This window comes from Halonotius sp. F2-221B (assembly GCF_046719765.1).
Taxonomy (GTDB): domain Archaea; phylum Halobacteriota; class Halobacteria; order Halobacteriales; family Haloferacaceae; genus Halonotius.
Genome location: NZ_JABEBY010000010.1, coordinates 68,827 through 92,138, shown reverse-complemented (window position 1 = coordinate 92,138; position 23,312 = coordinate 68,827). Strand labels below are relative to the sequence as shown.

General features: G+C 63.6%; 34 protein-coding genes and 1 pseudogene. 13 read left to right on the top strand and 22 right to left on the bottom strand.

What is annotated here, in order from left to right; genetic code table 11:
• Positions 1-5 precede the first annotated feature (5 nt).
• The 3 genes and pseudogenes from HKK80_RS08980 to HKK80_RS08970 all read right to left on the bottom strand — a co-directional run.
• Positions 6-785, bottom strand: a complete 780-nt coding sequence (locus HKK80_RS08980; protein ID WP_411799259.1) for a hypothetical protein — start codon at positions 783-785, stop codon at positions 6-8.
• A gap of 3 nt (positions 786-788) precedes the next feature.
• The gene (locus tag HKK80_RS08975; RefSeq protein WP_411799258.1) at positions 789-1,166 is read right to left on the bottom strand and encodes a 6-pyruvoyl trahydropterin synthase family protein; all 378 of its coding nucleotides are present in this window, start codon (positions 1,164-1,166) and stop codon (positions 789-791) included.
• A gap of 97 nt (positions 1,167-1,263) precedes the next feature.
• Positions 1,264-1,530: pseudogene (locus HKK80_RS08970) on the bottom strand (MFS transporter); the annotation flags it as partial.
• A gap of 141 nt (positions 1,531-1,671) precedes the next feature.
• Here HKK80_RS08970 and moaA point away from each other — a divergent pair.
• The gene (gene moaA, locus HKK80_RS08965) at positions 1,672-2,691 is read left to right on the top strand and encodes a GTP 3',8-cyclase MoaA (protein ID WP_411799257.1); all 1,020 of its coding nucleotides are present in this window, start codon (positions 1,672-1,674) and stop codon (positions 2,689-2,691) included.
• An 80-nt stretch (positions 2,692-2,771) separates the two neighbouring features.
• On the opposite strand, the gene HKK80_RS08960 is transcribed toward moaA, so the two are convergent.
• Positions 2,772-3,494: a molybdenum cofactor guanylyltransferase gene (locus tag HKK80_RS08960; protein WP_411799256.1), complete on the bottom strand. Its 723-nt coding sequence runs from the start codon at positions 3,492-3,494 to the stop codon at positions 2,772-2,774.
• Between the two features lie 33 nt (positions 3,495-3,527).
• Between HKK80_RS08960 and HKK80_RS08955 the strand changes: the two genes are divergently transcribed.
• The 5 genes from HKK80_RS08955 to HKK80_RS08935 all read left to right on the top strand — a co-directional run bounded on the left by HKK80_RS08955 (position 3,528) and on the right by HKK80_RS08935 (position 7,193).
• The gene (locus tag HKK80_RS08955; protein WP_411799255.1) at positions 3,528-3,860 is read left to right on the top strand and encodes a carboxymuconolactone decarboxylase family protein; all 333 of its coding nucleotides are present in this window, start codon (positions 3,528-3,530) and stop codon (positions 3,858-3,860) included.
• A gap of 148 nt (positions 3,861-4,008) precedes the next feature.
• Entirely contained in the window at positions 4,009-4,317 is a 309-nt protein-coding gene (locus tag HKK80_RS08950) for a hypothetical protein (RefSeq protein ID WP_411799254.1), read from the top strand.
• A gap of 91 nt (positions 4,318-4,408) precedes the next feature.
• Positions 4,409-5,344: an extracellular solute-binding protein gene (locus HKK80_RS08945; protein WP_411799253.1), complete on the top strand. Its 936-nt coding sequence runs from the start codon at positions 4,409-4,411 to the stop codon at positions 5,342-5,344.
• Positions 5,341-6,156 carry an ABC transporter permease gene (locus tag HKK80_RS08940; RefSeq protein ID WP_411799252.1) on the top strand — a complete coding sequence of 272 codons (816 nt, stop codon included), beginning with the start codon at positions 5,341-5,343 and terminating at the stop codon, positions 6,154-6,156. The genes HKK80_RS08945 and HKK80_RS08940 overlap by 4 nt, the downstream gene beginning before the upstream one ends.
• Positions 6,153-7,193 carry an ABC transporter ATP-binding protein gene (locus HKK80_RS08935; protein WP_411799251.1) on the top strand — a complete coding sequence of 347 codons (1,041 nt, stop codon included), beginning with the start codon at positions 6,153-6,155 and terminating at the stop codon, positions 7,191-7,193. The genes HKK80_RS08940 and HKK80_RS08935 overlap by 4 nt, the downstream gene beginning before the upstream one ends.
• A 6-nt stretch (positions 7,194-7,199) precedes the next feature.
• Here HKK80_RS08935 and HKK80_RS08930 read toward each other — a convergent pair whose 3' ends face one another.
• Positions 7,200-8,087: a methyl-accepting chemotaxis protein gene (locus HKK80_RS08930; protein ID WP_411799250.1), complete on the bottom strand. Its 888-nt coding sequence runs from the start codon at positions 8,085-8,087 to the stop codon at positions 7,200-7,202.
• 253 nt (positions 8,088-8,340) lie between these two features.
• On the opposite strand from HKK80_RS08930, the gene lrp reads away from it, so the two are divergent.
• Positions 8,341-8,799, top strand: coding sequence for an HTH-type transcriptional regulator Lrp (lrp, locus tag HKK80_RS08925; RefSeq protein ID WP_411799249.1), 459 nt, complete (start codon positions 8,341-8,343; stop codon positions 8,797-8,799).
• A gap of 38 nt (positions 8,800-8,837) precedes the next feature.
• Here the strand turns inward: lrp and HKK80_RS08920 are convergent, their stop codons facing one another.
• The 11 genes from HKK80_RS08920 to HKK80_RS08870 all read right to left on the bottom strand — a co-directional run bounded on the left by HKK80_RS08920 (position 8,838) and on the right by HKK80_RS08870 (position 16,116).
• Positions 8,838-9,011, bottom strand: a complete 174-nt coding sequence (locus HKK80_RS08920) for a hypothetical protein (RefSeq protein ID WP_411799248.1) — start codon at positions 9,009-9,011, stop codon at positions 8,838-8,840.
• Positions 9,012-9,036: 25 nt separating this feature from the next.
• Positions 9,037-9,711: an SIMPL domain-containing protein gene (locus HKK80_RS08915; protein ID WP_411799247.1), complete on the bottom strand. Its 675-nt coding sequence runs from the start codon at positions 9,709-9,711 to the stop codon at positions 9,037-9,039.
• A gap of 51 nt (positions 9,712-9,762) precedes the next feature.
• A complete protein-coding gene (locus HKK80_RS08910) occupies positions 9,763-10,881 on the bottom strand; it encodes an aminopeptidase (protein ID WP_411799246.1) in 1,119 nt (372 codons plus the stop codon).
• Positions 10,882-10,992: 111 nt separating this feature from the next.
• Positions 10,993-12,345, bottom strand: coding sequence for a DEAD/DEAH box helicase (locus HKK80_RS08905; RefSeq protein ID WP_411799245.1), 1,353 nt, complete (start codon positions 12,343-12,345; stop codon positions 10,993-10,995).
• A 45-nt stretch (positions 12,346-12,390) separates the two neighbouring features.
• The gene (locus HKK80_RS08900) at positions 12,391-12,966 is read right to left on the bottom strand and encodes a hypothetical protein (protein WP_411799244.1); all 576 of its coding nucleotides are present in this window, start codon (positions 12,964-12,966) and stop codon (positions 12,391-12,393) included.
• The gene (locus HKK80_RS08895; protein WP_411799243.1) at positions 12,963-13,379 is read right to left on the bottom strand and encodes a hypothetical protein; all 417 of its coding nucleotides are present in this window, start codon (positions 13,377-13,379) and stop codon (positions 12,963-12,965) included. Before HKK80_RS08895 ends, HKK80_RS08900 begins: the two co-directional genes overlap by 4 nt.
• A gap of 44 nt (positions 13,380-13,423) precedes the next feature.
• On the bottom strand, positions 13,424-14,584 hold the full coding sequence (locus HKK80_RS08890; protein WP_411799242.1) for an NAD(P)/FAD-dependent oxidoreductase: 1,161 nt from the start codon (positions 14,582-14,584) through the stop codon (positions 13,424-13,426).
• A 36-nt stretch (positions 14,585-14,620) separates the two neighbouring features.
• Complete coding sequence (locus tag HKK80_RS08885) at positions 14,621-14,773, bottom strand: hypothetical protein (protein WP_411799241.1); 153 nt, start codon at positions 14,771-14,773, stop codon at positions 14,621-14,623.
• 88 nt (positions 14,774-14,861) lie between these two features.
• Entirely contained in the window at positions 14,862-15,209 is a 348-nt protein-coding gene (locus HKK80_RS08880) for a (2Fe-2S) ferredoxin domain-containing protein (RefSeq protein WP_411799240.1), read from the bottom strand.
• On the bottom strand, positions 15,206-15,925 hold the full coding sequence (locus tag HKK80_RS08875) for a CbtA family protein (RefSeq protein WP_411799239.1): 720 nt from the start codon (positions 15,923-15,925) through the stop codon (positions 15,206-15,208). Before HKK80_RS08875 ends, HKK80_RS08880 begins: the two co-directional genes overlap by 4 nt.
• A 2-nt stretch (positions 15,926-15,927) precedes the next feature.
• Positions 15,928-16,116, bottom strand: coding sequence for a CbtB domain-containing protein (locus tag HKK80_RS08870; RefSeq protein ID WP_411799238.1), 189 nt, complete (start codon positions 16,114-16,116; stop codon positions 15,928-15,930).
• Positions 16,117-16,241: 125 nt separating this feature from the next.
• Between HKK80_RS08870 and mntA the strand changes: the two genes are divergently transcribed.
• Together mntA and hepT are read left to right on the top strand one after the other, a co-directional pair.
• Positions 16,242-16,676, top strand: coding sequence for a type VII toxin-antitoxin system MntA family adenylyltransferase antitoxin (mntA, locus tag HKK80_RS08865; RefSeq protein WP_411799237.1), 435 nt, complete (start codon positions 16,242-16,244; stop codon positions 16,674-16,676).
• Positions 16,673-17,119, top strand: coding sequence for a type VII toxin-antitoxin system HepT family RNase toxin (gene hepT / locus HKK80_RS08860; protein ID WP_411799236.1), 447 nt, complete (start codon positions 16,673-16,675; stop codon positions 17,117-17,119). Before mntA ends, hepT begins: the two co-directional genes overlap by 4 nt.
• A gap of 30 nt (positions 17,120-17,149) precedes the next feature.
• Here the strand turns inward: hepT and mvaD are convergent, their stop codons facing one another.
• Positions 17,150-18,136, bottom strand: coding sequence for a phosphomevalonate decarboxylase MvaD (gene mvaD, locus HKK80_RS08855; RefSeq protein WP_411799295.1), 987 nt, complete (start codon positions 18,134-18,136; stop codon positions 17,150-17,152).
• Between the two features lie 353 nt (positions 18,137-18,489).
• Between mvaD and HKK80_RS08850 the strand changes: the two genes are divergently transcribed.
• Entirely contained in the window at positions 18,490-18,825 is a 336-nt protein-coding gene (locus HKK80_RS08850) for a 2Fe-2S iron-sulfur cluster-binding protein (protein ID WP_411799235.1), read from the top strand.
• Between the two features lie 18 nt (positions 18,826-18,843).
• Here HKK80_RS08850 and HKK80_RS08845 read toward each other — a convergent pair whose 3' ends face one another.
• On the bottom strand, positions 18,844-19,158 hold the full coding sequence (locus HKK80_RS08845) for an ASCH domain-containing protein (protein ID WP_411799234.1): 315 nt from the start codon (positions 19,156-19,158) through the stop codon (positions 18,844-18,846).
• A 103-nt stretch (positions 19,159-19,261) separates the two neighbouring features.
• On the opposite strand from HKK80_RS08845, the gene pyrB reads away from it, so the two are divergent.
• The 3 genes from pyrB (at position 19,262) to HKK80_RS08830 (ending at position 21,747) form a co-directional block, all read left to right on the top strand.
• Entirely contained in the window at positions 19,262-20,179 is a 918-nt protein-coding gene (pyrB, locus tag HKK80_RS08840) for an aspartate carbamoyltransferase (RefSeq protein ID WP_411799233.1), read from the top strand.
• Positions 20,176-20,637 (top strand): aspartate carbamoyltransferase regulatory subunit, encoded by a 462-nt coding sequence (gene pyrI, locus HKK80_RS08835; protein WP_411799232.1) that lies wholly within the window; start codon positions 20,176-20,178, stop codon positions 20,635-20,637. Before pyrB ends, pyrI begins: the two co-directional genes overlap by 4 nt.
• Before the next feature lie 249 nt (positions 20,638-20,886).
• Positions 20,887-21,747 (top strand): hypothetical protein, encoded by an 861-nt coding sequence (locus tag HKK80_RS08830; protein ID WP_411799231.1) that lies wholly within the window; start codon positions 20,887-20,889, stop codon positions 21,745-21,747.
• Between the two features lie 16 nt (positions 21,748-21,763).
• Here the strand turns inward: HKK80_RS08830 and HKK80_RS08825 are convergent, their stop codons facing one another.
• The 4 genes from HKK80_RS08825 to HKK80_RS08810 all read right to left on the bottom strand — a co-directional run bounded on the left by HKK80_RS08825 (position 21,764) and on the right by HKK80_RS08810 (position 23,308).
• A complete protein-coding gene (locus HKK80_RS08825; RefSeq protein ID WP_411799230.1) occupies positions 21,764-21,982 on the bottom strand; it encodes a hypothetical protein in 219 nt (72 codons plus the stop codon).
• A gap of 57 nt (positions 21,983-22,039) precedes the next feature.
• On the bottom strand, positions 22,040-22,162 hold the full coding sequence (locus tag HKK80_RS08820; RefSeq protein WP_411799229.1) for a hypothetical protein: 123 nt from the start codon (positions 22,160-22,162) through the stop codon (positions 22,040-22,042).
• Positions 22,163-22,208: 46 nt separating this feature from the next.
• Entirely contained in the window at positions 22,209-22,949 is a 741-nt protein-coding gene (locus tag HKK80_RS08815; protein ID WP_411799228.1) for a ThuA domain-containing protein, read from the bottom strand.
• Between the two features lie 116 nt (positions 22,950-23,065).
• Positions 23,066-23,308, bottom strand: a complete 243-nt coding sequence (locus HKK80_RS08810) for a UPF0058 family protein (protein WP_411799227.1) — start codon at positions 23,306-23,308, stop codon at positions 23,066-23,068.
• Between the last annotated feature and the right edge of the window lie 4 nt (positions 23,309-23,312).

The following is a 23,312-nucleotide window of genomic DNA, read 5'->3' as shown; positions in this document are numbered from 1 at the left end:
TACCGCTACGAGGGTGTTGTCCCTGTTGTCCCCGCATACCCCACCGCGAGCCACGCGACCCCAACGAGGGCGACGCCGACCGCGGCGAGCACACCGCCGAACAGCGGCCAGGCGATGGTGTCATAGGCGACCACATCGCCGACAACGAGATACGGGACTGCGAGGCCGACTGCGAGAACGACACCACCGAGTGCGACCACGAGAGCAGCCACCCGTCGTCGATCGCTGTGGTGGCCGATGAGGGTGGCCGCGCCGACAAGCACGCCCAGCGGGAGCAGACCGGCCAGCCATGTGTAGGTGCCAACCGACTGTCCGCGGAGATCACCAGTCGTATCAGCCCCCGGCTGGACGCCGGTTTGGAAGAGATACCGCTCGCCGTCGACGGCGACGAGAGTGAAGATCCCCGACGGCTGGGCCGTGCCGTAGGTGAACGCTGTCGGCGGCTCCCGTACCGAATCACAGCCGAACACGCCGTCGACACACACCGGCAGTTCATACCGATACCAGCCGTCGGCATCCGGCGACCCCGTGATAGTCCGCTCGACGACCTGTTGGCCTGTCGGCGACAACGTCGAAACATCGACAGCGTCGTCGGGATCGAAGCCGTACTCGGTAGTTAGGCGATCAAACCGATCGCTGGTCTCGGGAACCGCCTGGTGGAGATACGGGGCTGGGGTGGTTGTCTCATAGGGTGAGGCAGCGATCGGCAGGGGGAGCAGGCCGCTGGTACACAACAACACGGCGATGAACACCCCGACGATGAGTCGGCTGCGAGTCCCGCTCATTGGCTATAGCGACTCGGTGTAGCTGACGGTTGCAACATCGTCTTCCTGGAGGGCGACCGTGAGCTCCGTTGCCGGCTCCGGGGTGAGCCGGTTGGTGAGTCGCCCGGCGAAGATCCGCGCAAAGTGTTCGGCACTCGGATTGCGCCCCTCAAAGGCCGGCAGCTCGTTGAGCGTCGCATCCCGAAACGTCTCGACGACGGCCTCGACAGCCTCGATGACCGCGTCGATATCGACGAGATAGCCGTACTCGCCGAGCTCCGGGCCGCGGAAGGTCACCTCGGCGGTGAAGTGATGGGAATGCAGTTCGCCCTCCGGGCCGGGGTTCGGCACGGTCAGATAATGCTGTGCGACAAAGCTCCGGCTGACGGCGACCGTGTACATACGCCTTCCACGACCGAGCCGTGAATAAAAGATGTGGCCGGCGACGCACCCGACAGGTGAGAGCGGCCGTTGTTGGTGTGGTTCGTCGCCGGTGAGGTCAGTCGTCGCTGGGGGTCGCCGATGGGGTGTCGCCGCCATCACCGACAAAGCCGGCACTGTTGGCGACGGCAGCGATCTCCGGCTGGAACACCCATGCAGCCAGCAGAACGATCGGGATCATCGAGACGGCGGTCACCGAGTAGCCGATATGGAAGTTGGCGAGCCACGGCGCGGAGTAGATCAGCGGGTAGACGATCCCGCCGACCGTGCCGACGCCGCCGACGATGCCGGCGACCGCCCCGGAGCTGTTGGGATAGATCTGGGGGTGTGCAATCGATAGCACGCGTGGTTCATGCCACCTGTGAAACATAATACCCGAACGAATGCGGCATGCGAAATCGGTTTTATTTACATTATTCGCGGAGAACCCACCGGATTTAATTCCTTCAGCGACGCAGGGTCGCGTATGGATGGGCCGCTGGAAGACGACTTCGGTCGGGAGGTTACCGGTGTCAGGGTGTCACTGACCGACCGGTGTAACTTCGACTGTGTCTACTGTCACAACGAGGGGCTCGGCGACACCCGCGGCCCGATGGAGCCCGATGACAACGAGATGACCGCCGACGACGTGGTTCGGTTTCTGGAGGTCGTCGCGGAGTTCGGCGTTGGGAAGGTCAAATTCACCGGCGGCGAGCCGATGTTGCGGCAGGATCTCGAAGAGATCGTCCGCCGCACCCCCGACTCGATGGAAGCGTCGATGACGACCAACGGAACATTCCTTCCGGGTCGCGCCGCGGATCTCAAAGACGCTGGCCTTGAACGCGTCAACGTCTCACAGGACGCCATCGACCCCGAGGCCTTCGCCGAGATCACACAATCCGGCGCGTACGAACAGGTCGTGGAGGGTGTTACGGCGGCCCTCGATGCCGGCCTCGCGCCGGTGAAGCTCAACATGGTCGTTTTTGAACACACCGCCGGCTACGTCGAGGGGATGGTCGAACACGCCGCCAACAACGATGGTCTCCGGCTCCAGTTGATCGAGTATATGCCGGAGCTAACCGGTCATCCGGAGTGGAACATCGATATCGGGCGTGTCCACGACTGGCTGGACGACCTCGCTGCGCGCGTCGAACACCGCGAGATGCACAACCGAACCCGGTACTGGATCGCCGGCGACGACGCCGAGGAGCCGATCGACGAATCCAACGGCGGGATGGTCGAGATCGTCGATCCCGTCGAGAACCCCAATTTCTGTGCGAACTGTCACCGCGTGCGCGTCACCCACGAGGGCTACCTGAAGGGCTGTCTCAACCGCACCGACGATCTCCGCTCGATGGGGGAGATGAGCCGCGATGAGATCCGGGAGACGTTCCGCGAGACGGTCGCCAACCGCGTCCCCTACTACGGCGAGTATATGGTTCGCAACGATGACGGCGAGTGGATCGTCAACGACGCGTATCTCACACGCTCAACGAGTGCCGACTGAGAACCCGGCTGCGTGACACCCAGCGTTTCGTCTCCCCTATCGCCACCGCGGGCCGGCTGTGCCTGTTCTCGCAGTGTGTCTCAGCAATCGCCGTCCGGCTCGTCGCTCGGACGGTTCCTCTCGCCGGTGAGGCGGTCGAACGCCGCACGGTCGTTGACATCCTGTAGCGACCGCCACGTGGTGTGCTCGGAGACAGTTGCCGGGGGGATTGTCAGGGTATGAAGTTCCGACAGCGCGCCCCGAAGGCTCAGCTTCTCGGCCGCAAGCCGTCGTCCGGCAACGGTTGCCGTTCGATCCACGTGGTAGACCGCCTGGGTCGGCTGGCGGTGGCCGTCGTCGAGTTCGGGAACCGCGGCGTCGTGACCGACCACCTGTTCGAACAGCAACTCGATAAAGGTGGGATCGACAAAGGGCATATCGCAGGCGACGACGGCGGCGTATGTCGATTCGATCCCATCGAAGCTGTGTGCGATTCCGGCGAGTGGCCCGCTGTCGGGGTTGGGATCGAGGGCGAAGCGAACCGGCACGTCGAGATCGAGCTCCGCGATCGCCCGATCGAAGGCCGCCTCCTGGTCGGCCCGACAGCTCACGACGAGGCTGTCGACAACCGCCGAAAGCCGGTCGACGACGCGAGCGAGCATCGGTGTGCCGTCGATCTCGGCGAGCGCCTTATCGGCGTCACCGAAGCGGGTCGAGTAGCCGCCAGCGAGCACCACGCCGGTTCGGTGGTGGTCTGTCACGGTAGCTGCGGTGTCGGGTTCAACCCTCTCGAAGGTACCGATCCCTGTCGACGAGCGTGACACAACAGTTTTCTGCGACTCGCCACGAGAGTATGTATGGCCGACGAACCTGACGACACCGACGAGCTACCATCGACCGCCGGCGAACTCGCCGAGCAGTATCCTGCTGTCTGGGAGCAGTATTCCGAACTCGGCAAGGCCTGCTCGGACGCCGGCCCGATCGACGACGAGACAAAGCGGCTTGTCAAACTCGCATTGGCTGCGGGCTCCGAATCCGAGGGGGCGGTTCACTCCCACGTCCGGCGCGCACTCGATGAGGGTGTCGACCCCGAAACATTGCGACACGTGGCGATTCTCTCGATCCCAACAGTCGGCTTCCCGAAGGCGATGGCGACGCTGACGTGGATCGACGATCTGGTCGACGAATAGCTCTTCCGACCGACTCCGCTGTCGTCCCGGGTGACCGCAACGGTGTCTCGCCCTGATTCCTTCTCAGTGAGAATCACCACCGGGTCTCATACGTTGGGGAGACAACGGTGTAGGTAGAGACGGTTGTTACCCGTCGGGGACGCCACGTATGGATCGTTACACACTCGTGTTCCTCGTCGCGAACGCCACGATACTGGTCGGCAGCGGCACGGTCGCCCTGCTCGCCCGTCGAGCATACGGGCGAACCGGCAGTACCGCGCTGCGAACCATCGGTATCGGGTTTGCCTGTCTCGGTGTCGGTGCAGCAACCAGTGCCGTTCTGTCGCTCGGTGCCGGCACCCTGTATATGGGGGTTGTCACCCAGAGTATCTCGACGGCGGTGGCCGTCCTGACCGTTGTCTACTCGCTGTATCAGACCTCGACTGACGTGCTCGGCTCGCCGCCGGTCGACTCCTAGCGCGAGACAGCTTTCACAACACGGATGAAACGGTCACCAATTACATCGATACCGAAAAGAAATGGTTCTATCCCACCGTAGTACACGACAGATGGTTTCGAGATGGAGAAGCGAGCGATGTTCCCGCAGAACAGCTCTTCGGACGGTCGCCGTGTCGACGCTCGGTGGGCTTGCAGGCTGTCTCGGCGGCGGCGGCAGTTCCGTTGATGTGCTGTCGGCCGGGAGTCTCGCCCGCACGTTCGAGGATCACCTCAATCCAGCGTTCGAGGCCGACACCGGCATCCGCATTCACGGTGAGTATCACGGCACCAATGCGGTGTTGCGGATGATCGAGGACGAAACCAAACACCCAGACGTGATCGTCAGCGCGGATGCGACGCTGCTGCGGGAGCGGCTGTCGCCCGATTGGGACATCGAGTTCGCGGCCAACAGCCTCGGGATCGCCGCCAACCCCGAGACAGCGTTCGGTCGGCGACTCGTCGCCGGCGACGAGCCGTGGTACGCCCTCGCCAGAGAGACCGACGACGGCGACCTCGCTATCAGCGACCCGGAACTCGACCCGCTGGGCTACCGGGCGATACAGGCCTTCGACCTCGCCGAAGCCGAACACGACCTTGCGGGGTTCCGCGAGGCGATGACCGATCGGGTCTATATGGAACCCGAGGAACCACAGCTGCTGGCGGGCGTCGAAACCGGTGCGCGCGTGGGGGCGGTCGTCTACCGTAACATGGCCGTCGACCACGACCTGCCCTTCCATGAGTTCCCCCCGGCGTACAACTTCGCCGACCCCGAGCGAGCGGCGGCCTACGCGGAAGCGACCTACACCTTCGAGGACGGCACGACGGTTGCGGGCCGCCCGATCCGGTACAATCTCACCGTGCCCGGCGATGCCGACAACCGTGAGGCGGCCCACCGGCTCGTCCAGTATCTCTTGGACAACCCCGATATCCTCCAGGAGGCGGGACTGACTGTCGGCGAGGCGTTCCCACGATCGACCGGCGACATTCCGGAGGCGATCGATCTGTGAGCCTTGCCCGCGGCTGGCTCGACGGCGGGCGTCGCCGCCCTGAGCTCGTTGTCCCCGCGCTGTTGGGTGGGGTGTTGCTGCTGTACTTTCTGCTGCCGTTTGTGGCCTTTCTTGGCCGCGTTGGCTCAACCCCGATCGTTGCGGGGTTGTCGACGCCGGACGCCCGGCAGGCGATCCGCCACTCGCTGCTGACCGCGCCGGTGTCGACGGCGATCGCAACGGTGTTCGGTGTCCCGCTGGCCTACGTGTTGGCCCGGCAGTCGTTTCCGGGGAAGCGACTCGTTGCGGCGGTGATCGTCCTCCCGCTGGTCGTTCCGCCGGTCGTCGGTGGGGCGATGATTCTCACCGCGGTCGGACGGTTCACGCCGCTGGGGTCGGCGGCCGCGGCGGCTGGGATCCCGCTGACCGGGAGCCTGCTTGGGGTCGTCCTCGCCCAGACGTTCGTCGCCGCGCCGTTCGTGGTCATCACCTCGCGGGCGGGGTTCGGGGCGGTCGACGAGCGGCTCGAACAGGCCTCCCGGTCGCTCGGCTACGGGCCGCTGGCGACGTTTTGGAACGTTTCGCTGCCGCTGGCCCGCGGCTCGATCGTCGCGGGGGTCGTCCTCACTTTCGCCCGCGCGATGGGTGAGTTCGGCGCGACGATGATGGTCGCCTACAACCCGCGGACGATCCCCACCCAGATCTGGGTCGCGTTCATCGGCGGCGGGATCGATGCCATCCTGCCGCTGGCACTGGCGTTGTTCGGGCTGACGCTGCTGGTCGTCACCACGCTTCAGCGGCTCGGCCGCCTGCCGGCGGTGGTCGAGCGGTGACGCTTGACATCGAGGGGCTCGGCCACCGCTACGGGACTGAACGAGCGCTTGCGGACGTATCGTTCAGTATCGAAGCCGGGGAGGTGGTCGCGGTCGTCGGCCCGAGTGGGTGCGGCAAGACGACACTCGTTCAGGCGATCGCCGGCCATCTCACCCCCACCAGCGGCCGGATTCGGCTCCGCGGCGAGGCGGTGACCGACCGGCCGCCGGAGGCACGGGAGGTCGGCCTTGTCTTCCAGCAGTCGACGCTGTACCCGCATATGACCGTCGGCGAAAACGTCGCCTACGGGCTCGGCCCCCAGGGGATCGAGCCGGACGAGCGGGATGCGATCGTCGAGGAGTATCTGGCGTTAGTCGATCTCGAAGCCCAACGGGCGGCGTATCCGAGCGAGCTCAGCGGTGGCCAAGGGCGGCGGGTCGAACTCGCCCGGGCGTTGGCTCCACAACCGGACGTGCTGTTGCTCGATGAGCCGCTGTCGGCACTCGACCGGGGGTTGCGGGTTCAACTCCGCGAGGAGATCGCCCGTATTCAGCGTGAAACCGGTGTCACGACGCTGTTTGTGACCCACGACCAGACGGATGCGATGGCCCTCGCCGATCGGCTGGTCGTCATGCGCGATGGAGCGGTCGCGGCGGTCGGTCAGCCCCGCGAGCTCTATGAATCGCCGCCGACGCCGTTTGTCGCGTCGTTTCTGGGCCGCTCGATCGAACTCCCGGCGTCTGTCGTCGACGGTGACCCACCTCGTATCGAAGTCGCCGGACAGGAGCGATCCGTGTCAACGGTTCCCCAGCAGTCACCGGGAGCGACGCTTCGCTGTTATGTTAGACCGTCCTCGCTGTCGATCCGTCCACCCCGCGAGGGCGAGATCGGTCTTTCAGGGACGGTACAGCGGGTGACTGACAACGGTCGTCACTTTGCGGTGACCGTTCGGACGACCGCGGGTGTGGAACTCGTTGTTATCCAACAGTCATCACCCCCAGCCGTCGACGAGACGGTCACCGTTGCCGTCCCGACCGCGGAGCTTCACCTCTTTTGATCGGCCTTACTGGAGTTGATCGTCGACAAGCTGTCTGATCTCGACGATATCCTGCTGGTGGGTCTCGGCGACGGCTTCCGTGTTTTCGATCGCACTGACAGCATCGTCAAGCCCGTCGACGGTCTCGTCGATCAGCGAGGCGACCTCCTGGGTGCTTTCGGCCTGCTCGTCGGTCGCATCCGAGACCTGCAGCAGGCTTGAGGAGACCTCGTCGATGCTGTCGTTGATCTCCGCGAGATTGTCCGCCGCGGTCTCGATCTCGTCGATCCCGGTGTCGATGCGGTCGTGCATCGTCTCAAGACTGTCGACGGTTTCCTCGGTGGAGGCCTGAATCGCGTTGATCATCTCCTCGATCGTCTCGGCGTTTTCTTGGGATTCTCCGGCGAGATTTTTCACCTCGTCGGCGACAACCGCGAACCCGTCACCGGATTCGCCGGCGCGGGCGGCCTCGATCGAGGCGTTGAGCGCCAGCAGATTTGTTTGGTCGGCGATCCCGTTGATCACCTCGACGATCGCGTCGATCTCGTGGGCCTTCTCCTGGAGGTCTTCGATCTCCGACGACACCGTCTCGGAGGCGTCGGTCACGTCGTGCATCGCCTCGACGGCGTCGTCGGTTGATTCCTCGCCTTGGGCGGCGAGGGTCGCGGCCTCGTCGGCCTGCTCGTCAACGTCGCTGACGGTCGCGGCGATCTCCTCGATGGTCGCGGTGAGATTTGAGACCTCGTCGTTGATCTCGTTGAGCGTCGGCGCGTACCCCTGGATAACCTCGTTGTTGGCGGTCACCATATCACCGAGCTGTTGCCCGCTCTGCTCAAGTTCAGCGATCAGATCCTGTAGCTGCGTAAATGACGCTTTGTCGATTTCGACTGTCTCGCCGTCGGAAGATCGTGACATTGTCAATCACTCGCCGGCCAGAATATTCAATCTTGTGACCGCCCCGACCACCACCGGCTGTCAACTACGCACCCGTCTGCTGGTGTGGTGACACTGCTTGCCCTGATCGAACATGTATCGGGTCTGGTGACCCGGATCCATCCACCACCCAGCTGAATCTTCTGTCGTATTCTCGGCTCCGACGGGAAACCGCTATGCGGATGTGGAGATTAATACCAGTAAATTTAATAATACAAACTATCTCGTGGGTGGTATGGCACACGAACATCTTGATGAGAAGCTGATTAATTCCCTGCTCGGCGATGGCCGTTCCAGTCTCCGGAGTCTCGCCGAGGAACTCGATGTGTCGGTGACGACCGTCTCAAATCACCTGAAGGATCTCGAAGCCGAGGGTGTTATCGAGGGGTATTCGCCGATCGTTGACTACGAGAGCCTTGGCTACGATGTGACCGCGATCATGCATCTCAAAGTTGAGGGGAGTGCCCTCCCGCAGATCACCAACAAGCTTGAAGCCGAAAAGCAGATGATCTCGGTGTATGAGACGACCGGCGATTACGATATCATCGCTATCGGGAAGTTCGACGACACCGACGACATGAACGACCAGATCAAGTCACTCTTAGAGGATGTCGACATCCGCGAGTCCAACACCAGCGTTGTACTTAACGCTGTCAAGGACAACGAGCAGTTCGAACTCGATATCCCCGAATAGCTCCGGGGCTCTCCCGCTTACTCCCGATTTTTCCGCACTCACAGCCGGAAGCTGTCCCCACGTCGACCGTCGGCTGTCCGTTTGTCGGCGCAGTCAGCACACAGTTCTAGCTCGCCGTCGTAATGGAGCCGACAGACGGTCGCGCCACAGCGGCGACAGCTGAACGCTCCGGGTCGTTGTTCGCAGTGCTCACAGATGCCGGCAACAGCCATATCGCAATATGGCCCGAGAGCGGTATCAATCTTTGCCGCTGTCGTCGGTTGCTGTTTCGTCGATGTCGGCCACGCCGGTCGGTTCGGCTGTCTCGGCTGCAACGAGTTCGTAGGCGACTTCGACCCGCTCGGTAACGCTGATCGGTGCGGGATGGACGGCCGGATCCGACTCCCAGGCATCGTCGACAACGGGGTCGCCGCCGGGATACTCGGGCTTTGTGGTCACTGTTTGGGCCTCGCCGACCGCGAGCCCTTCGGTGGTTGCTACCTGCTCGGCCTTCCGGCGGGCCCGACGAACGGCCGCCGCCAGTGCGTCGTCCTGCACCGCGTCCCGGGTTCCTTCCGTGAGGGCGTACTGCACGCTGTCGATCGTCCCGCCGGCGTCGGTCGCCTCAACGACGATTGTGGCGGCCGCTGCCGGCTCACAGCGAACGTGAAACTCCTCGACAGCGCGGAACGCGGCGTCGGTTTCGGGTTCGAAGCTGGCTCCGGCATTGGTCACCCGGTGGTCGACCGTTTCGATCGTCACCTCGGCGACCGCTTCGATCGCTCTGCGTACCGTCGCCGCGCGGGTTTGGGCCCGCTCGCGGGCGCGGGCTGCAGAGGCACCCTCACCGAGGGCGGTGACCGCGACCGTCGCGCTATCGGGGGCCGCCGTCCGTGTTGCCGACGCTGTCGTGGTTACGGTTCGTGCTGTCACATCCCACTGGTCGGCCGAGCGGGTAATGAATCCGGCGGCAACCCGATTGGCTCAGTCGGTTAGGGTCTCCGTGGATCCATCCTCCCACCGGAAGATACCGTTTCGTTGAATCACCTCGCCGTCCACCGAAAGGCGACTGTCGGTGCGCATGTCGGCCAGCAGATCAACGTGAATCGCCGACGCGTTGCCGGCCTCACCGTCCGGCAGGCAAGCGTCGTAGGCCCGACCGATCGCCAGGTGAACCGTCTCGGCCATCTTCTCGTCGAAGAGAATTCGGTCGGTGATCCGATCGATCCCGCGGTTCATCCCGATCCCAAGCTCACCTATGCGGCTGGCTCCGTCGTCGGTTTCCAGTAGCTCCTGCAGCGTTTCCGCGCCGTGGTCGGCCGTGTAGTCGACAACATTGTTGTCCTCGATGGTGAGCTCAACGTTCTCTAGTCGTGTTCCGTCGACGGTTCGCGGCAGGTCGAAGGTGATCGTTCCGTTGGCGTCGGCTGGCGCGGTAAACACCTCGCCGGAGGGGAGATTGTGGGAGTCGTCGGCGACCGAGGCCGTGCTGTTGACCGCGGTTCGGTTCTCGATCGACAGCCGGAGGTCGGTCGTTGGGGTTTCGATGTGGACGGTTGCTCCCTCGTCAAGGATTGTTTTGAGCTGCGCCATCTCCGCGGCCAGCGATTCCCAGTCGCGGAGCACGGCATCGTAGACGAAATCTTGGTAGGCCTCAAACGACATCCCGGCCTGCTGGGCGAGCGATCGGGTCGGGTGGACGGTCGAGACCCAGTCGGTCGCCAGCCGCGCCTCCCGAACCTCGGTTCGCCCGCGCCGGGCGGCCTGCCGGGTTTCGGGTGGCACGTCCGCGGTTGCGGCGGTGTTTCGCCCGCCGCCAAGCCGAAGATAGACATCCGTCGCCTCCAGCATCGCCAGTTCGTGAGCCGGGGGGTCGTCAAAGTCGGCCTCGCCCGTGGCTCGTCCTTGGAGGTACGCCCGCGAGAGCTCCGCGGAATCGTTGACAGCGAGCAGGGTGCCACCGCGTTCGCCGACGGCTTCGGCGACGGCGACCCCAAGCTCGTGGGCTCCCTCGGCGACGCTGATGACGACGTTGTCGCCGGGATCGATCCGGGCACTCCAGTCGACCAAGACGGCGGCGTGTTCATGAATTCGGTCGTCCATACCACCACCGGGGTCGCCAGCGATAAAACTCTCACCGCCGCCGACTCGTCGTCGACACGTGACATCCCCGCCACATCACCACATCGTCATCGTCGCCCCATCGCCACGCCGTCACCGCCGTCGCTGGGCAACTCGTTCCTCGGCGGTCTCGCTACTCACGAGTTCGTAGAGGATCGCCCGGCCGCCGTCGGCTTTCGGGCGGAGAATCCGGCCGAGTCGCTGGGTAAACTCGCGTTCGCTGCCGCTGCCCGAGAGGACGACGCCGACGTTGGCGTCCGGCACATCGACGCCCTCGTCAAGAACGTTGGCGGTGATGATCCGGCTGTACTCGCCGTCGCGAAACCGTTCGAGGATCTCGCGTCGCTCATTCGCGCCCGTTTCGTTCGTGATCGCCGGGATGAGAAATCGCTCGGAAAGATCATAAACCAGTTGCGTGTGGGCGGTGAAGACGATGAGTCGATCCTCGCGGTGGCGGTCGAGAATTCGGCCGAGTTGGCGGCGTTTGTTTGCGGCGTTCATCATGATCTCGCGGGCGCGCTGTTTGGCGAGCAGGGCCTCGCGGGCTTGGGGATCGTTGCCGGAGCGTTTGACCAACTGGAGGTAGTCGCTGCCGCTGGTGAAGTTGATGTTCGAATCCCGGACGTAATCGACGAACGTGCCCTGTACCTCGTCGTATTCGGCGCGTTCCTCGGGGGTGAGTTCGACTTCGATCCGCCGGATCTCGTAGGGTGCGAGGTGGTCGCCCGCCAGTTCGTCGGTGTCGATGGTGTAGACGCGAGAGCCGACGAGATCGGCCACCGTCTCGTGGGCCCCGTCGGGCCGCTCAAAGGTCGCCGTCAGACCGAGGCGGTCGGGTGCGGCCAGCAGGCGCGCGATATCCTGATAGCCTTCCGCGCCGAGGTGGTGAACCTCGTCGAAGACGACGAGCCCGAACCGGTCGCCGAGTTCGTCGGCTCGCAGATATGACGAATCGTAGGTCGCCACCGTGACCGCTTCGACGCGCTGCTCGCCCCCGCCGAGCCGGCCGATGGGTGCCTCAAACTCGGTTTCGAGTTCGCGCTGCCACTGCTCTAAGAGGTCGATCGTCGGGACGACAACGAGGGTTGGTTCGTCGCAGGCGGCCATCGCGGCTAAGGCGATGACCGTCTTGCCCGCCCCGGTCGGGAGTTCGAGCACGCCACGGCGGTTGTTGTCGAGCCACGCATCGAGGGCGTCCTGTTGGTACTCGCGGAGCTCGTAGCTCGTCGCCAAGGAGACGGGCTCGGTATCGAGGACAGTGTCGGCAACGTCGGCGTCGACATGGCGGAGCACATCGCGGATCGCCGCGTAGTGGTGGGCCGGCGCGCGGGCCGTCTCGCTGCGTGGGTCGGCTTCGACGCCAGGCAGGCTATCGAGGGCGGGATCGCTCTCGCGGTCGCTCTCAACCCGGAGCGTACCGTCCTCGAAGCCGAGCGTGATCGTCACGATGGGTGGTCGCGGCGGCGTCGGTAAATGTACTCCGGTGGTCGATTAGTGCTCAAGCTGCTCGCGGAGCAGCGCGACGTACGGGCTGGCTCCCCAGCTTCGATGTGCGCCGATGCAATCCAGCAGTTGCCGTGCCTCCCTAGTCGACATGTGGCCGTTGCTGGCGTAATCGTGGATGAGCCGAGGCGTTGGGACGATTCGCGGGCCGCGTAGTGCGGCGTGAATCAACGGAAAGTTACTCCCGCCGAACTCGTCGGTCAGAAACCCGTCGACGCCGAGGCTGTTGGCGAGGACGATCCCGTCGGTTTCGCCATCATCGAGCCCGAATTCGGGTCGTTCGTCGGGCGTTTCGGTTCGGCCGTAGGGATCGACGATCCTGTAGTGACCCTCGGCGGCGAGCGCGTTGCTGGCTGCCGCGCCGTGAATGTCGTCGTAGCTGGCCATCGTCTCAAGTTCCGATCGGACAGTCGGAGGAATCGAGACCGCACACGATGTCAGGACGTACTGAAGTGGGTCGGGCAGTTCGTCGGTGTCAACAGTTGCGTCCGTCCGCGGAACCGCCAAGCTAACGAGCGCGCTGGTGTCGGCAACAACAGTCTGCAGTCGCATGCGACGGTTCATTCCTCGTCGGCTTGGTGTTCCGTGTCGTCGTCGGCTTCCACGGTCTCGGCGTCGTCGGTCGCGCCCGGCTCGACCGAGACGGCCTCTCCGCCGTAGATATCCTCGTCGGTCGGCTCGTCGAGATCCAGCGGCTCGTCGTCGAGATCACGCTTGAGTAGCCGCAGCCGCTGGGCGGTCTCGGTGCCGACGAGCTCTTTCGCAGTCTCAAAATCCAGCTGTCCGTCGTAGTATTTCCTCGCAACCAACGTCTGAAAGCTGTCGCTGTCGGCCGTCTCCTCGATGTACTCGCGGATCGCCTCGACGAGCAGGTCGGTGCGATCCGTATCGAAGAGGTCGGCAATTGCGTCAAGCCGGTCGACGAGGTACTCCGGCGACTGGAAATGGACGCGCCGCGGGTCGTCGCTCGCGCTCATGATGTGCAAGTTCTGCACACAGAGACATAACCGTTGTGTCGACCTCAGGCCTCAAGCTCCTCGCCGACTAACTCGGTCGCTTTCTGGACTGCGCGGATCGAACTGAGATACCCCGCGCCGACGCTGGCTTTCAGGGCTTTGGCCGCGTTGCCGGTGACGACTTCCGGGCCGACCTGTGCGACCGCGCCGTCGCCGACCGAGACGATCCAGCCGGGGACATTGAACCGAAACGGCGTGAGTTCGGGCTCGAACCCTTCGCGGCCGGCCAGCTCCCACTCGACCAGTTTGGTGATGTTTTCGGCAGCCGGGGTGGCGGCGCGGATCGCCGCGGACGCACTCGCTGGAACCGCTTCGCCGTCGGCGTCAACGACGCGGGCGGTGTCGCCGAGTGCGAACGTCGATTTCGTCAGCCGGAGGTCGCGGCGGACGACCGGCCGGTCGCCGGCCATCGCCTCGGGGCCGGCAATGCCGCCCGTCCAGACGAACAGGTCGGCGTCGAGTTCGTCGCTCTCGCCGGTGGCTTCGTGCCGCGTTGCGACCGTCGAGTCGGTCGCTTCGGTGACGGCCGTCTCGGTGTGGATCTCGATGTCGCGGTCGGTCAGTTCGTCGGCGACGGCGTCTTGGAAGGCTTCGGGGAAGGCGGGCGCGACGGAGTCGAGTTGTTCGAGCAGGGTGATGTCGATCCGATCGCTGGCTCCTTCTTCGTCCGCGAGTGCGGCGAGTTCGCCAGCGACTTGGACGCCCGACAGCCCCGCACCGCCAACGACGACCGACGCCGGTTCGTCGCCGTCGAACAGGTCGAGTGCGCGCTCGCGGATCGCTTCGGCGTCGGAGACGGATTTCAGCGGGAGGCCGTGGTCTTCGACGCCCGGCAGGTCGTAGAAGGCGGTTTCCGCACCGAGGCAGAGCGCGCCGTAATCGTAAGTGAGTGTTTCGCCGGTGTCGAGGGCGACTTCGTTGGCGTCGGTATCGACGCTTTCGACATGGGCGGTGACGACCTCCGCGCGGTCGAACAGCGATTCAAGCGGGACTTCGATGGCATCGGTGATCGAGGGCCGTCTGATGACGCGGTGGACTTCGTGTTGGACGAGGTGATCGTCGGCTTCGTCAACGATTGTGAGGTCTGTCTCTGGTGGGAGGGCATTTTCTAGTTTGCGGGTGAGGGTGACGCCTGCGTAGCCGGCTCCGAGAACAACGACGTGCATACCTATGGTTGGGGAGCCAGCCGAATGAACATGGCGTTAGATGTAGTGTGAGAGGTAGCAGTTGAGAACGGGTAGCGATAGAAAGCCCTCGACGCTATCGACCACCGAAAGACTCGCTTGCGCTCGTCTTTCGAGGTTCTGCTCGCTTCGCTCGCAGAACTCCCGCGGCTCGCTGCGCTCCTCGCTCACTACGTTCGCTACGGTGCTTACGTCGCCGGGGTTCGTCGATAGCGTCTCGCCCTTTCAATCCGCCAGGCTGTCGGTTTACCGGCTACCGTTAGTCGTCGGCCGGCTGGCTGGCGGCGGTGTCAACGCGGTCGGCCTCGGGGCCAAACGCTGATTCGAGCAACGCGGGCACGTCCTCGGGCTGCACGTCGGAGTACCACTCGTCGCGCGGCTGGATCGCAATCGCCGCGCCGCCCTCGCTACAGAGGCCGAGACAGCCGGTTTCGACGACCGACACCGACGACCAGAAGGCGTCGCGCTCGCGGAGCCAGTCTTTGACTGCTGCCAGCGTTTCCTCACCGCCCGCGTCGGCACAGCAGTCGTACTCCTCGCGGCTGTTCGTACAGACGAGGACGTGGGCGTCGAGTCGCTCGCGGTGGTCGGCGGTTCGATCCTTCATGGCGTCGCCTGCGTCGGCTCGGTCGTCGTCGATTCGAACGGCGTCCGTCGCTGGAGCCAGCCGGACGTCGCCGCGATGAGCAGCCAGATCGAGCCCTGGCTCAGGACGACCATCGCACGGTAGGCCGCGACGAGGTCAGCCGACAGCTCCGGATGCGTGACCAGCGTTGGCGACACCACTGGCAGCACCACGATGGCGGCGACGACGGGCAGCGCGCCGGCAACCACCGCGAGCGCGCGACTCTGTGGTTCGACGCGGTTGTACGCGAGGACGCTACTCGCGGCGATGGCTCCGCCGAGGACGACGAGGCCGGCATAGAGCGCGAATCTGGTGTCCGTTGCCAGGGCCTGCTCGGCTCCGGGGGCAAACGGCGGAAGGACGAGCCACGGCGTCACCGAGATGGTTAAAAAGCCGCCCGCAGCGAGGACGAACCCTTTCGCCGCGCCGCGACCGGGCAACGCCGGTTCGAGGACATACAGCGCGATCGCGAAGCAACCGCCGAGAAAGAGGGCCCACAGCAGCCCCCCGCCCACGCTGACGATGGCGGTCGTCGATTCGGCGACGACGCTACCGCCCTCGGGCGCGTGACTGTGGCCGTGTTGGGCGTGTTCGAGATACCCCACGAGCGGGTTGGCGACCGTCGCCATAAACAGCCCGTAGGCGAGACCGGCGACGCCGCCGGCCAGCAGGCCGCGCTTGAGGTAGGTGAAAAACATCGTCAGTGGCAGACGATCCCGGCGGCGTGCCGGAAGTTGTGCAGGGATTCGTGAGCCAGCGGCTCCTGGACGACGAGCAGGGTGAACGTGATCGCCGCGCCGAAGCCGAAGATCGCAAGGGCTGTCGTCGGCGTGATCTCGGCGCGCGCGGTGTCGATCCGGTCGGCGACCGTGTCGGATTGCGAGGTCATGAAAGTCTACTTTGCCTTTTGAAAATTAGATTGTAAAGGTTGCGGTTCTGGCGGTCGCTTCCGGCCTGTGGTCGTGACCGGTCAGCGGCCGAATCCTTATGTCTGATTCCGCTATACAGTTATATATGGCCCCTTCGACCGCCGACGAGGCCGCAGTCCGCGAGACGGTCAGGACGGTTCTCACCGACTACCCCGTGACGGTCGGCTTTCTGTTCGGATCGCTGGCCCGTGGTGACGCCACCGACGCCAGCGACATCGACGTGGCAGTCGCCTTTACCGACCAGCCATCAGTGGCCACCGATCATACTGAGCAGCGGCTGGCTCTCAGCACCGACCTCGCGCTTGAACTCGGCACAGATGCTGTTGATGTCGTTGATCTCCGGGCCGCACCACCGGCACTCGTTCGGTCGATATTCGACGACGGAACGCAGCTTGTCGGAACAAAACAGGACGCGAGCCGGCTCCGCGATCAGCTGCTGACTGATTCCGACGCGACCCAGCGGTCGCCGGCCGAACGGTTCGATGACGCGCTCGCTGCACTCGACGATCACTTGGCATGACGCTCTCCGAAGCCGACATCGAACGGATTGTCACTGCGGTTGAAACCGCTGAGAAGAGTCTCGCTGTACTCGCTGACAAACAGTCGCTGTCACGCGAGGCGTACCGTGCCGACTGCGAGACGAGAGACGTGGTTGAGCGACGCTTCGTCAAAACAACCGAAGCCGTCCTCGATATTGCGGAAACCATCGTCGTTCACGAACGTGATGTGCACCCTGAGAGCAACCCGGCGGCGATGATGGCCTTGGCTGATCTCGATGTGTTGGAGCCGGAGACAGCCGAAGAAATGGCGCAAGCCGCTCGCTTCCGAAACGTCTTGGCACACACCTACGGCGATGTCATCGACCACGACGAGGTGTACAACGCGCTGCAGGAGTTGACCAGATACCGTGATTTCTTGGTAGCAGTGCGCTCCTATCTCGATGAGATAGACGCGTTTTCTTGATCTTCTTGGTCGCCAGCGCGTCGGTGTGTTTCAGAACAGCGCGTCGCTTTCGGGCAGGACGTGTGCTGGCCCGCCGACCTCCCACACGTCGGTTTCGATGCCGATGTCGGCGATCCGCGATTCGACCTCATCGACGTACTCCTCAGTCGTGTTGACGTAGACGCTCGCACCCGTGTCGGTTGAGAAGTAGACCTCGACGCCCTCTTCGCGGAGTTCGCGGACAGCGTTGAACACTGCAATCGTCTCGGGCTGCCAATAGACCCACCCCGAGGGGCCGGTCATCGTCGCCGCCGTCAGCGACAGCGAGTCGTGTTCGGCGAGTTTGAACACGCGCTCGAAGGAGGCTTTCCGGAGCGCGTCCCGCATCTCGACGATCTGGTCGGGGATGTGGGCGACCCGCGCCTGGAACATGTGGCTCTCGGCGGCCTCCTTGTGGGCCTCCTCGGTTTCCTTGTAGGATGGCACGTGGGCGGCGACGATCTTCAGGTCGTCTTCGAGCTCGGATTCCAGTCGGTATGAGCGGCAGTCCTCGTCGTTGAGCCCGGCGTAGAGATGCGAGAACGCGCCCGTGACGGCGCGGGCGGCCGACGACGAGCCGCGGCGCGCCACCGTCGAGATTTCCGGCAGCGACATATCGAGGCCAGCGGCTTCGACGAGTGCCATCGCGGCCGCCGCAAAGCCTGACGACGAGGAGCCGAAGCCGATGTTCGAAGGGAAGGAGTTCTCGCTTTCGAAGCGGACGGCGTGATCGAACTCCGCGAGTTCGCGGACGTGATCGACGACCATGTTGATCCGCTCGGCGGCACGGCCCTCAACGACTTCGCCGTCGATGCGGTAGGTATCTTGGTTGCCGTCCTCGGCATCGACATCGGTCAGCCACTCGACGGTCGTCGTCGTGTTCGTCGGCGCGGTGCAGACGCTGATCGAGTCGTGGTATGGCAGGCGGAGCTCCGGATCGCGCATCCCGTGGTATTTGACGAGCCCTTGGATCGGGTGGGCTCGCGCAGTCGCCTTCATGCTCATAGGTCGGTATGGCGGTCGGTTGGGGGTTAGGCGTTCCGGATCGTCGGCTATACTGTTTTGATTGGGTGATTACAGGTTGGACACAGTGTAGAAAGCCCTCGCCGCTCTCGACTCCCGGGACTCGCTGCGCTCCTCGTTCGCTTCGCTCACTGTGGTGCTTGCGTCGTCCGGGTTCGCCGAGAGCGGCTCGCCCTTTCATTCCGCCAAGAAGCCGGCTGATCGGCCGGCCGCTTCACCTGTCGGCTCCTGTCTTTCAACGTCGCCGTCGGCTGTGCCCGAATCCGACCTCCCGTCGACGACGAAACCCATAACAAGAGTTTTGGGCGGAGTCACCGAACCTCGCAGACATGACCGACTACACCGTCGAGTTCGTCGGAACCGACGAGACGATCACGGTCTCCGACAAGGAAACCATCCTCAGTGCCTGTCTGGAGGCGGGCATCGCACAGGAGTACTCCTGTCGCGTCGGGATGTGTCTGGCCTGTTCGGCCGAGATCATCGAGGGCGACGTGGCCCAGCCCGCTGCCCGCGGCTTCACCGAAGACGAGAAAGAAAACTACGCACTGACCTGTATGGCGCGCCCGCAGTCGGATCTCAAACTCGAACGCGGTGTCTACCCGCCGAGCATCGAAACTGACGCAGCCAGCGGGGCCGCTGACGCCGCGCCCGCTGACGACGACTAACTGTCGGTGTCGACGCCGCTACTGTGGTTCGAATCGGTGCCGCACCACGTCTGCGTCGTCATCCCATTCAAAATCACCGCCGTGGGCTCTAACGAGCCGCTTTTTGTACGCGTCTAAGTCTGCTGATCCCTCGCGCTGGGCATCCTCATCAGTCAAGTCACCTAGGGTGAGTTCTTCGACGCTCGTGACTGCGTAGGTGTCGCCATCGACCTCGAAGTGATCGCCCTCGTCGGCGTAGGCCTGTCCGCGGGTGAGCTGTGTCATCTCGCCGTCGGCGACCAGTTCCTTGACGTGTCCGTTCGGCAGCAGCGTGTCGGCATCGATGTGTGCCATACTGGCGTTTGAGCGTCTAACAGCAAAAACATCCGGCTGGCGATGCAAGCCGGCCGACCCCAACCCGCGGGATTCAAGAGCGTTCGGCGACCCACCTGGAACAATGCGTCAGGACCACCTCATCACCGCGACCCAACTCTCGCGGGCCGACATCGAGGCGGTGCTCGACCGAGCGGCGGAGATCGACGCCGATCCCGGGGCGGTCGCCGACCGATACCGGGAGGCCGTCCTCGCCCTCTGCTTTTTCGAGCCGAGCACGCGCACGAAGATGAGCTTTGAGACCGCGATCAAACGACTCGGTGGGGCGACAACCGACATGGGGACGGTCGAATCCTCCTCGGTCAAAAAGGGCGAAAGCCTCGCCGACACCGTCCGCGTCGTCGAAGGCTACGCCGACGCGCTCGTGCTCCGGCATCCCAGCGAGGGCGCGGCAAAGATGGCCGCTCAGTTCGTCGACGTACCGGTGATCAACGCCGGCGACGGCGCGGGCCACCACCCGAGTCAAACGCTGCTTGATCTCTACACCATCCGCGAGAACGTCGGCCTCGATGATCTCTCAATCGGGATCATGGGCGATCTCAAGTACGGCCGGACGGTGCACTCCCTTGCCGACGCGCTGACCAACTTCGACGTGCGCCAACATTTCATCAGCCCCGAAAGCCTTCAACTCCCCCGCAGCGTCCGGTTTGACCTCCACAACGCCGGCGCGCAACTCCGCGAACACACCGAACTTGACGACGTGCTTCCGGAACTTGACGTGCTCTACGTGACCCGGATTCAGCGCGAGCGGTTCCCTGACGAAACCGAGTACAAACAGATCGCCGGCGAGTACCAGATCGACGCCGACACCCTCAACGCCGCCAGCGACGATCTTGCGGTGATGCATCCCCTGCCTCGCGTCGACGAGATCGATCCCGCCGTCGACGCGCTGCCACAGGCGACGTACTTCGAACAGGCGCACAACGGCGTCCCGGTCAGAATGGCACTGCTTGATGTCCTGCTGTCGGAGGGTGAACTATGAGCGACCGTGAACTTCGCGTCTCAAAGATCCGCAACGGCACTGTCATTGACCACGTCTCTGGGGGCCAGGCCCTGAACGTGCTGTCGATTCTTGGCATCGACGGCTCCGCGGGGTTGGGCGTCTCTGTCGTGATGAACGTCCCCAGCGATCGGTTGGGGCTGAAGGATGTGGTCAAGGTCGAAGACCGCGAACTGAGCCAATCGGAGGTCGACGTGATCTCGCTGATCGCCCCCGAGGCGACGATCAACATCATCCGTGAGTTCGATGTCGTCGAAAAGAACCGTGTTGACCGCCCGGAAACCGTCGTTGGTCTCCTGACGTGTCCAAACCGCAACTGTATCACCAACGCCAACGAGCCCGTCGAAACAAAGTTCGATGTTGTCGATGAGGGGGTTCGCTGTACCTACTGTGGGACGATCATCCGCGAGGAGTTGGCCGCACACATCGACCCCGAGTAAGCCATTCACGACCTGTCCACGCAAAGCCTATTACCCACCCAACTGTTGGTGGGTGTATGTCCAAGAAACTCAAACTGCTTGGCGTCCTCGTCATCATCGTACTGGCCTACGTCCTCTTCTCGGGCGATACCGAACCTGTCGAAGTCAACGTCGACGAATAACTCTCCCCGGCGCGGGCCGGATTCTCCGTGCGGTCATCACGACACCGAAGAGCGAACCACTTACCCACGGCTATCGCCAACCGGCGTTATGGATGGGATCGTCACACGAAACGAACCTGAAACCGAGTGGGAGGAGTTCGACCGTGCCTTCTATGAGGTGAAGGATGTCACCGGCCGCCCCAACGAGCCGATCACGGGCGCGATCAACATGGTCTCCTGTTTCGGTGACAACGCTGCTGCGGGCGAGAATCCTGACCTCGTGCCCATCGACAGCGAGGGCCACAAAGCAACCCGCGAGCGAGCGTACTTCGATTGGGATTACATCTGTCCGACCCACGACGCCTACCGAGAGGGGTTACTGGAGATGATCAGCGACTGTGCGGCCGCCAACGACGCTGTCCGACTCGATGATGTTGGCTTCCCACGAGAGGACTACTGCCGTTGTGACCGCTGTAAGCAACGGTTTGCCGCCAGCGAGTTCGACGACTGGGTGGCGTGGCGCGAATCGATTATCACCGAGTTTGTCGCCGCCGCCAGCGAGCGCGTGCCGGGGCGCATGTACCTGACGCTATATCCTGACCCCTATCCGGGCCATCTCGCTGAGCGGGCGGGGATCGATCTTGCGGCCCTTCGGCCGTATGTCGATGAGTTCGTCGTTCCGCTCTACGACCTGGAGTACGGGACGACATACTGGCTGGAATCGCTGGCCCGCGGGTTCCGGAGCGCACTCGGCGGTAGCTATGCGGTCGACGGCCCCGACCCCGAAACGCCGTTTTCGATCGAGCTCTACGCGGTCGATGTCGATGTCGACAATCTGATTCAGGCCGCCGAGGTGGCTGGCACCTACGCGAAGGAGGTCTTCTTTGGCTACGATGCTGCTCAGGCGTCGGCCGCGATCCGACGCCAAGATGCAGACCAGCAGGACGGCAAGACGTATGGGTCGGAATAGCGAGCGGTAAAAGCGGCTACTTACTTGTGTAGTAGTCAGCCCACATGATCCACAGACACATGACAGCGGAGAATCCGAATACGAAGAGCGATAGCGCGGTGAGGCCACCGCTGACCCAGAGATAGATCGCCCCAAACAGGACGAATAGCAGCCCGAATCCACCGATCCGCATGCTTTTGAGATTCGGATACTCCGCGAGCCACCCTACGATGCCGCCGGACTGATCGCGTGCCATCGTGCTCTCCCAACCACCGCCGATGGTTTAAATCACCCTTTCTTGCGTTCTGTGTGGCTATCCGAGATAGCTCAGATAGTAGATCACGCCGACACCAAGCAGAAAGATCAGGAGGGCGACGCCACCAAGGGCGACCATCAGCGTCAGTCCGGCCTGTGTGCTATCACCGTCATCGCTCATTGGGCTCTGTATGGCTGCCAGCGGTTTAGCTGCTAGGTTCACACAGTCAGTGCACGCTTCGTTCGTCACTTGTGTCGATGTCCTCGCGTGGCTCGGCGTTGCCGAACGTCGGCGTCGGGCCGTCATCCGGGGCCGCCCACGCGACCGCATTGGCAACCACCCGTTGGATCGACTCGTTGTGGTAGATCGGATACGTCTCGTGGCCCGGTCGGAAGTAGAAGATCCGCCCGTTGCCGCGGCGGTAACAACAGCCCGAGCGGAACACCTCGCCGCCTTCGAACCATGAGGTGAAAACGAGGGTGTCGGGCGCGGGGATGTCAAACCGTTCACCGTACATCTCGGCCTCATCGATCTCGATGTGTTCGTCGATCCCATCGGCGATCGGATGGCCGGGTTCGAGCACCCAGAGCCGCTCGGTTTCGGCGGCTTCCCGCCATTTTAGCGAACAGGAGGTGCCCATCAGTCGGGTAAACGGCTTCGAGTAGTGCCCGGAGTGGAGAACGATCAAACCCATCCCCTCGCGGACACGCTCACAAACGCGGTCGACGATCTCATCGCGCACCTCGTCGTGGGCGGCATGTCCCCACCAGGTCAGTACGTCGGTGTCATCAAGGACGGCCTCGGTCAGCCCGTGTTCCGGCTCATCGAGGGTGGCGGTTTGGGTCTCGAATCCGGCCTCGTCGAGGGCGTCGGCGATGACGGAGTGGATGCCGTCAGGATACACCGCAGCGACGGTGTCATTTTGGCGTTCGTGGCGAAACTCGTTCCAGACGGTCACCTGTGTCATAGCCGCTCGGAGTCGACGGTCGCTGATAGTGTTTGGGTCGACACCGGCTGTCCTGCATCGAGACAAACCGCGTGCTACGGCTCAACGGGTAGCGCAACACACAGCGAGAAACTGTGTTAGTCCGCGTTCGGCGCCAGCGGCTCGGCGGTTTCGGCGTCAACCTCGTCCATCGAGGACGTGATACCTTTTGCCAGCTCGAAAACAGCTGCTTTGTGGTCGGTCTTTGATTTGTGGATCGATGTCGGCTTGATGCCAAGCGATTCGTACTCAGTAAGATCAACGTTGTCTTCCCACGCTTCACACTGCGTACGTACCTCGGCAAGCAGGCCGTGTAGGTGGATGAGCTCCTGCTTTTTCATGAGC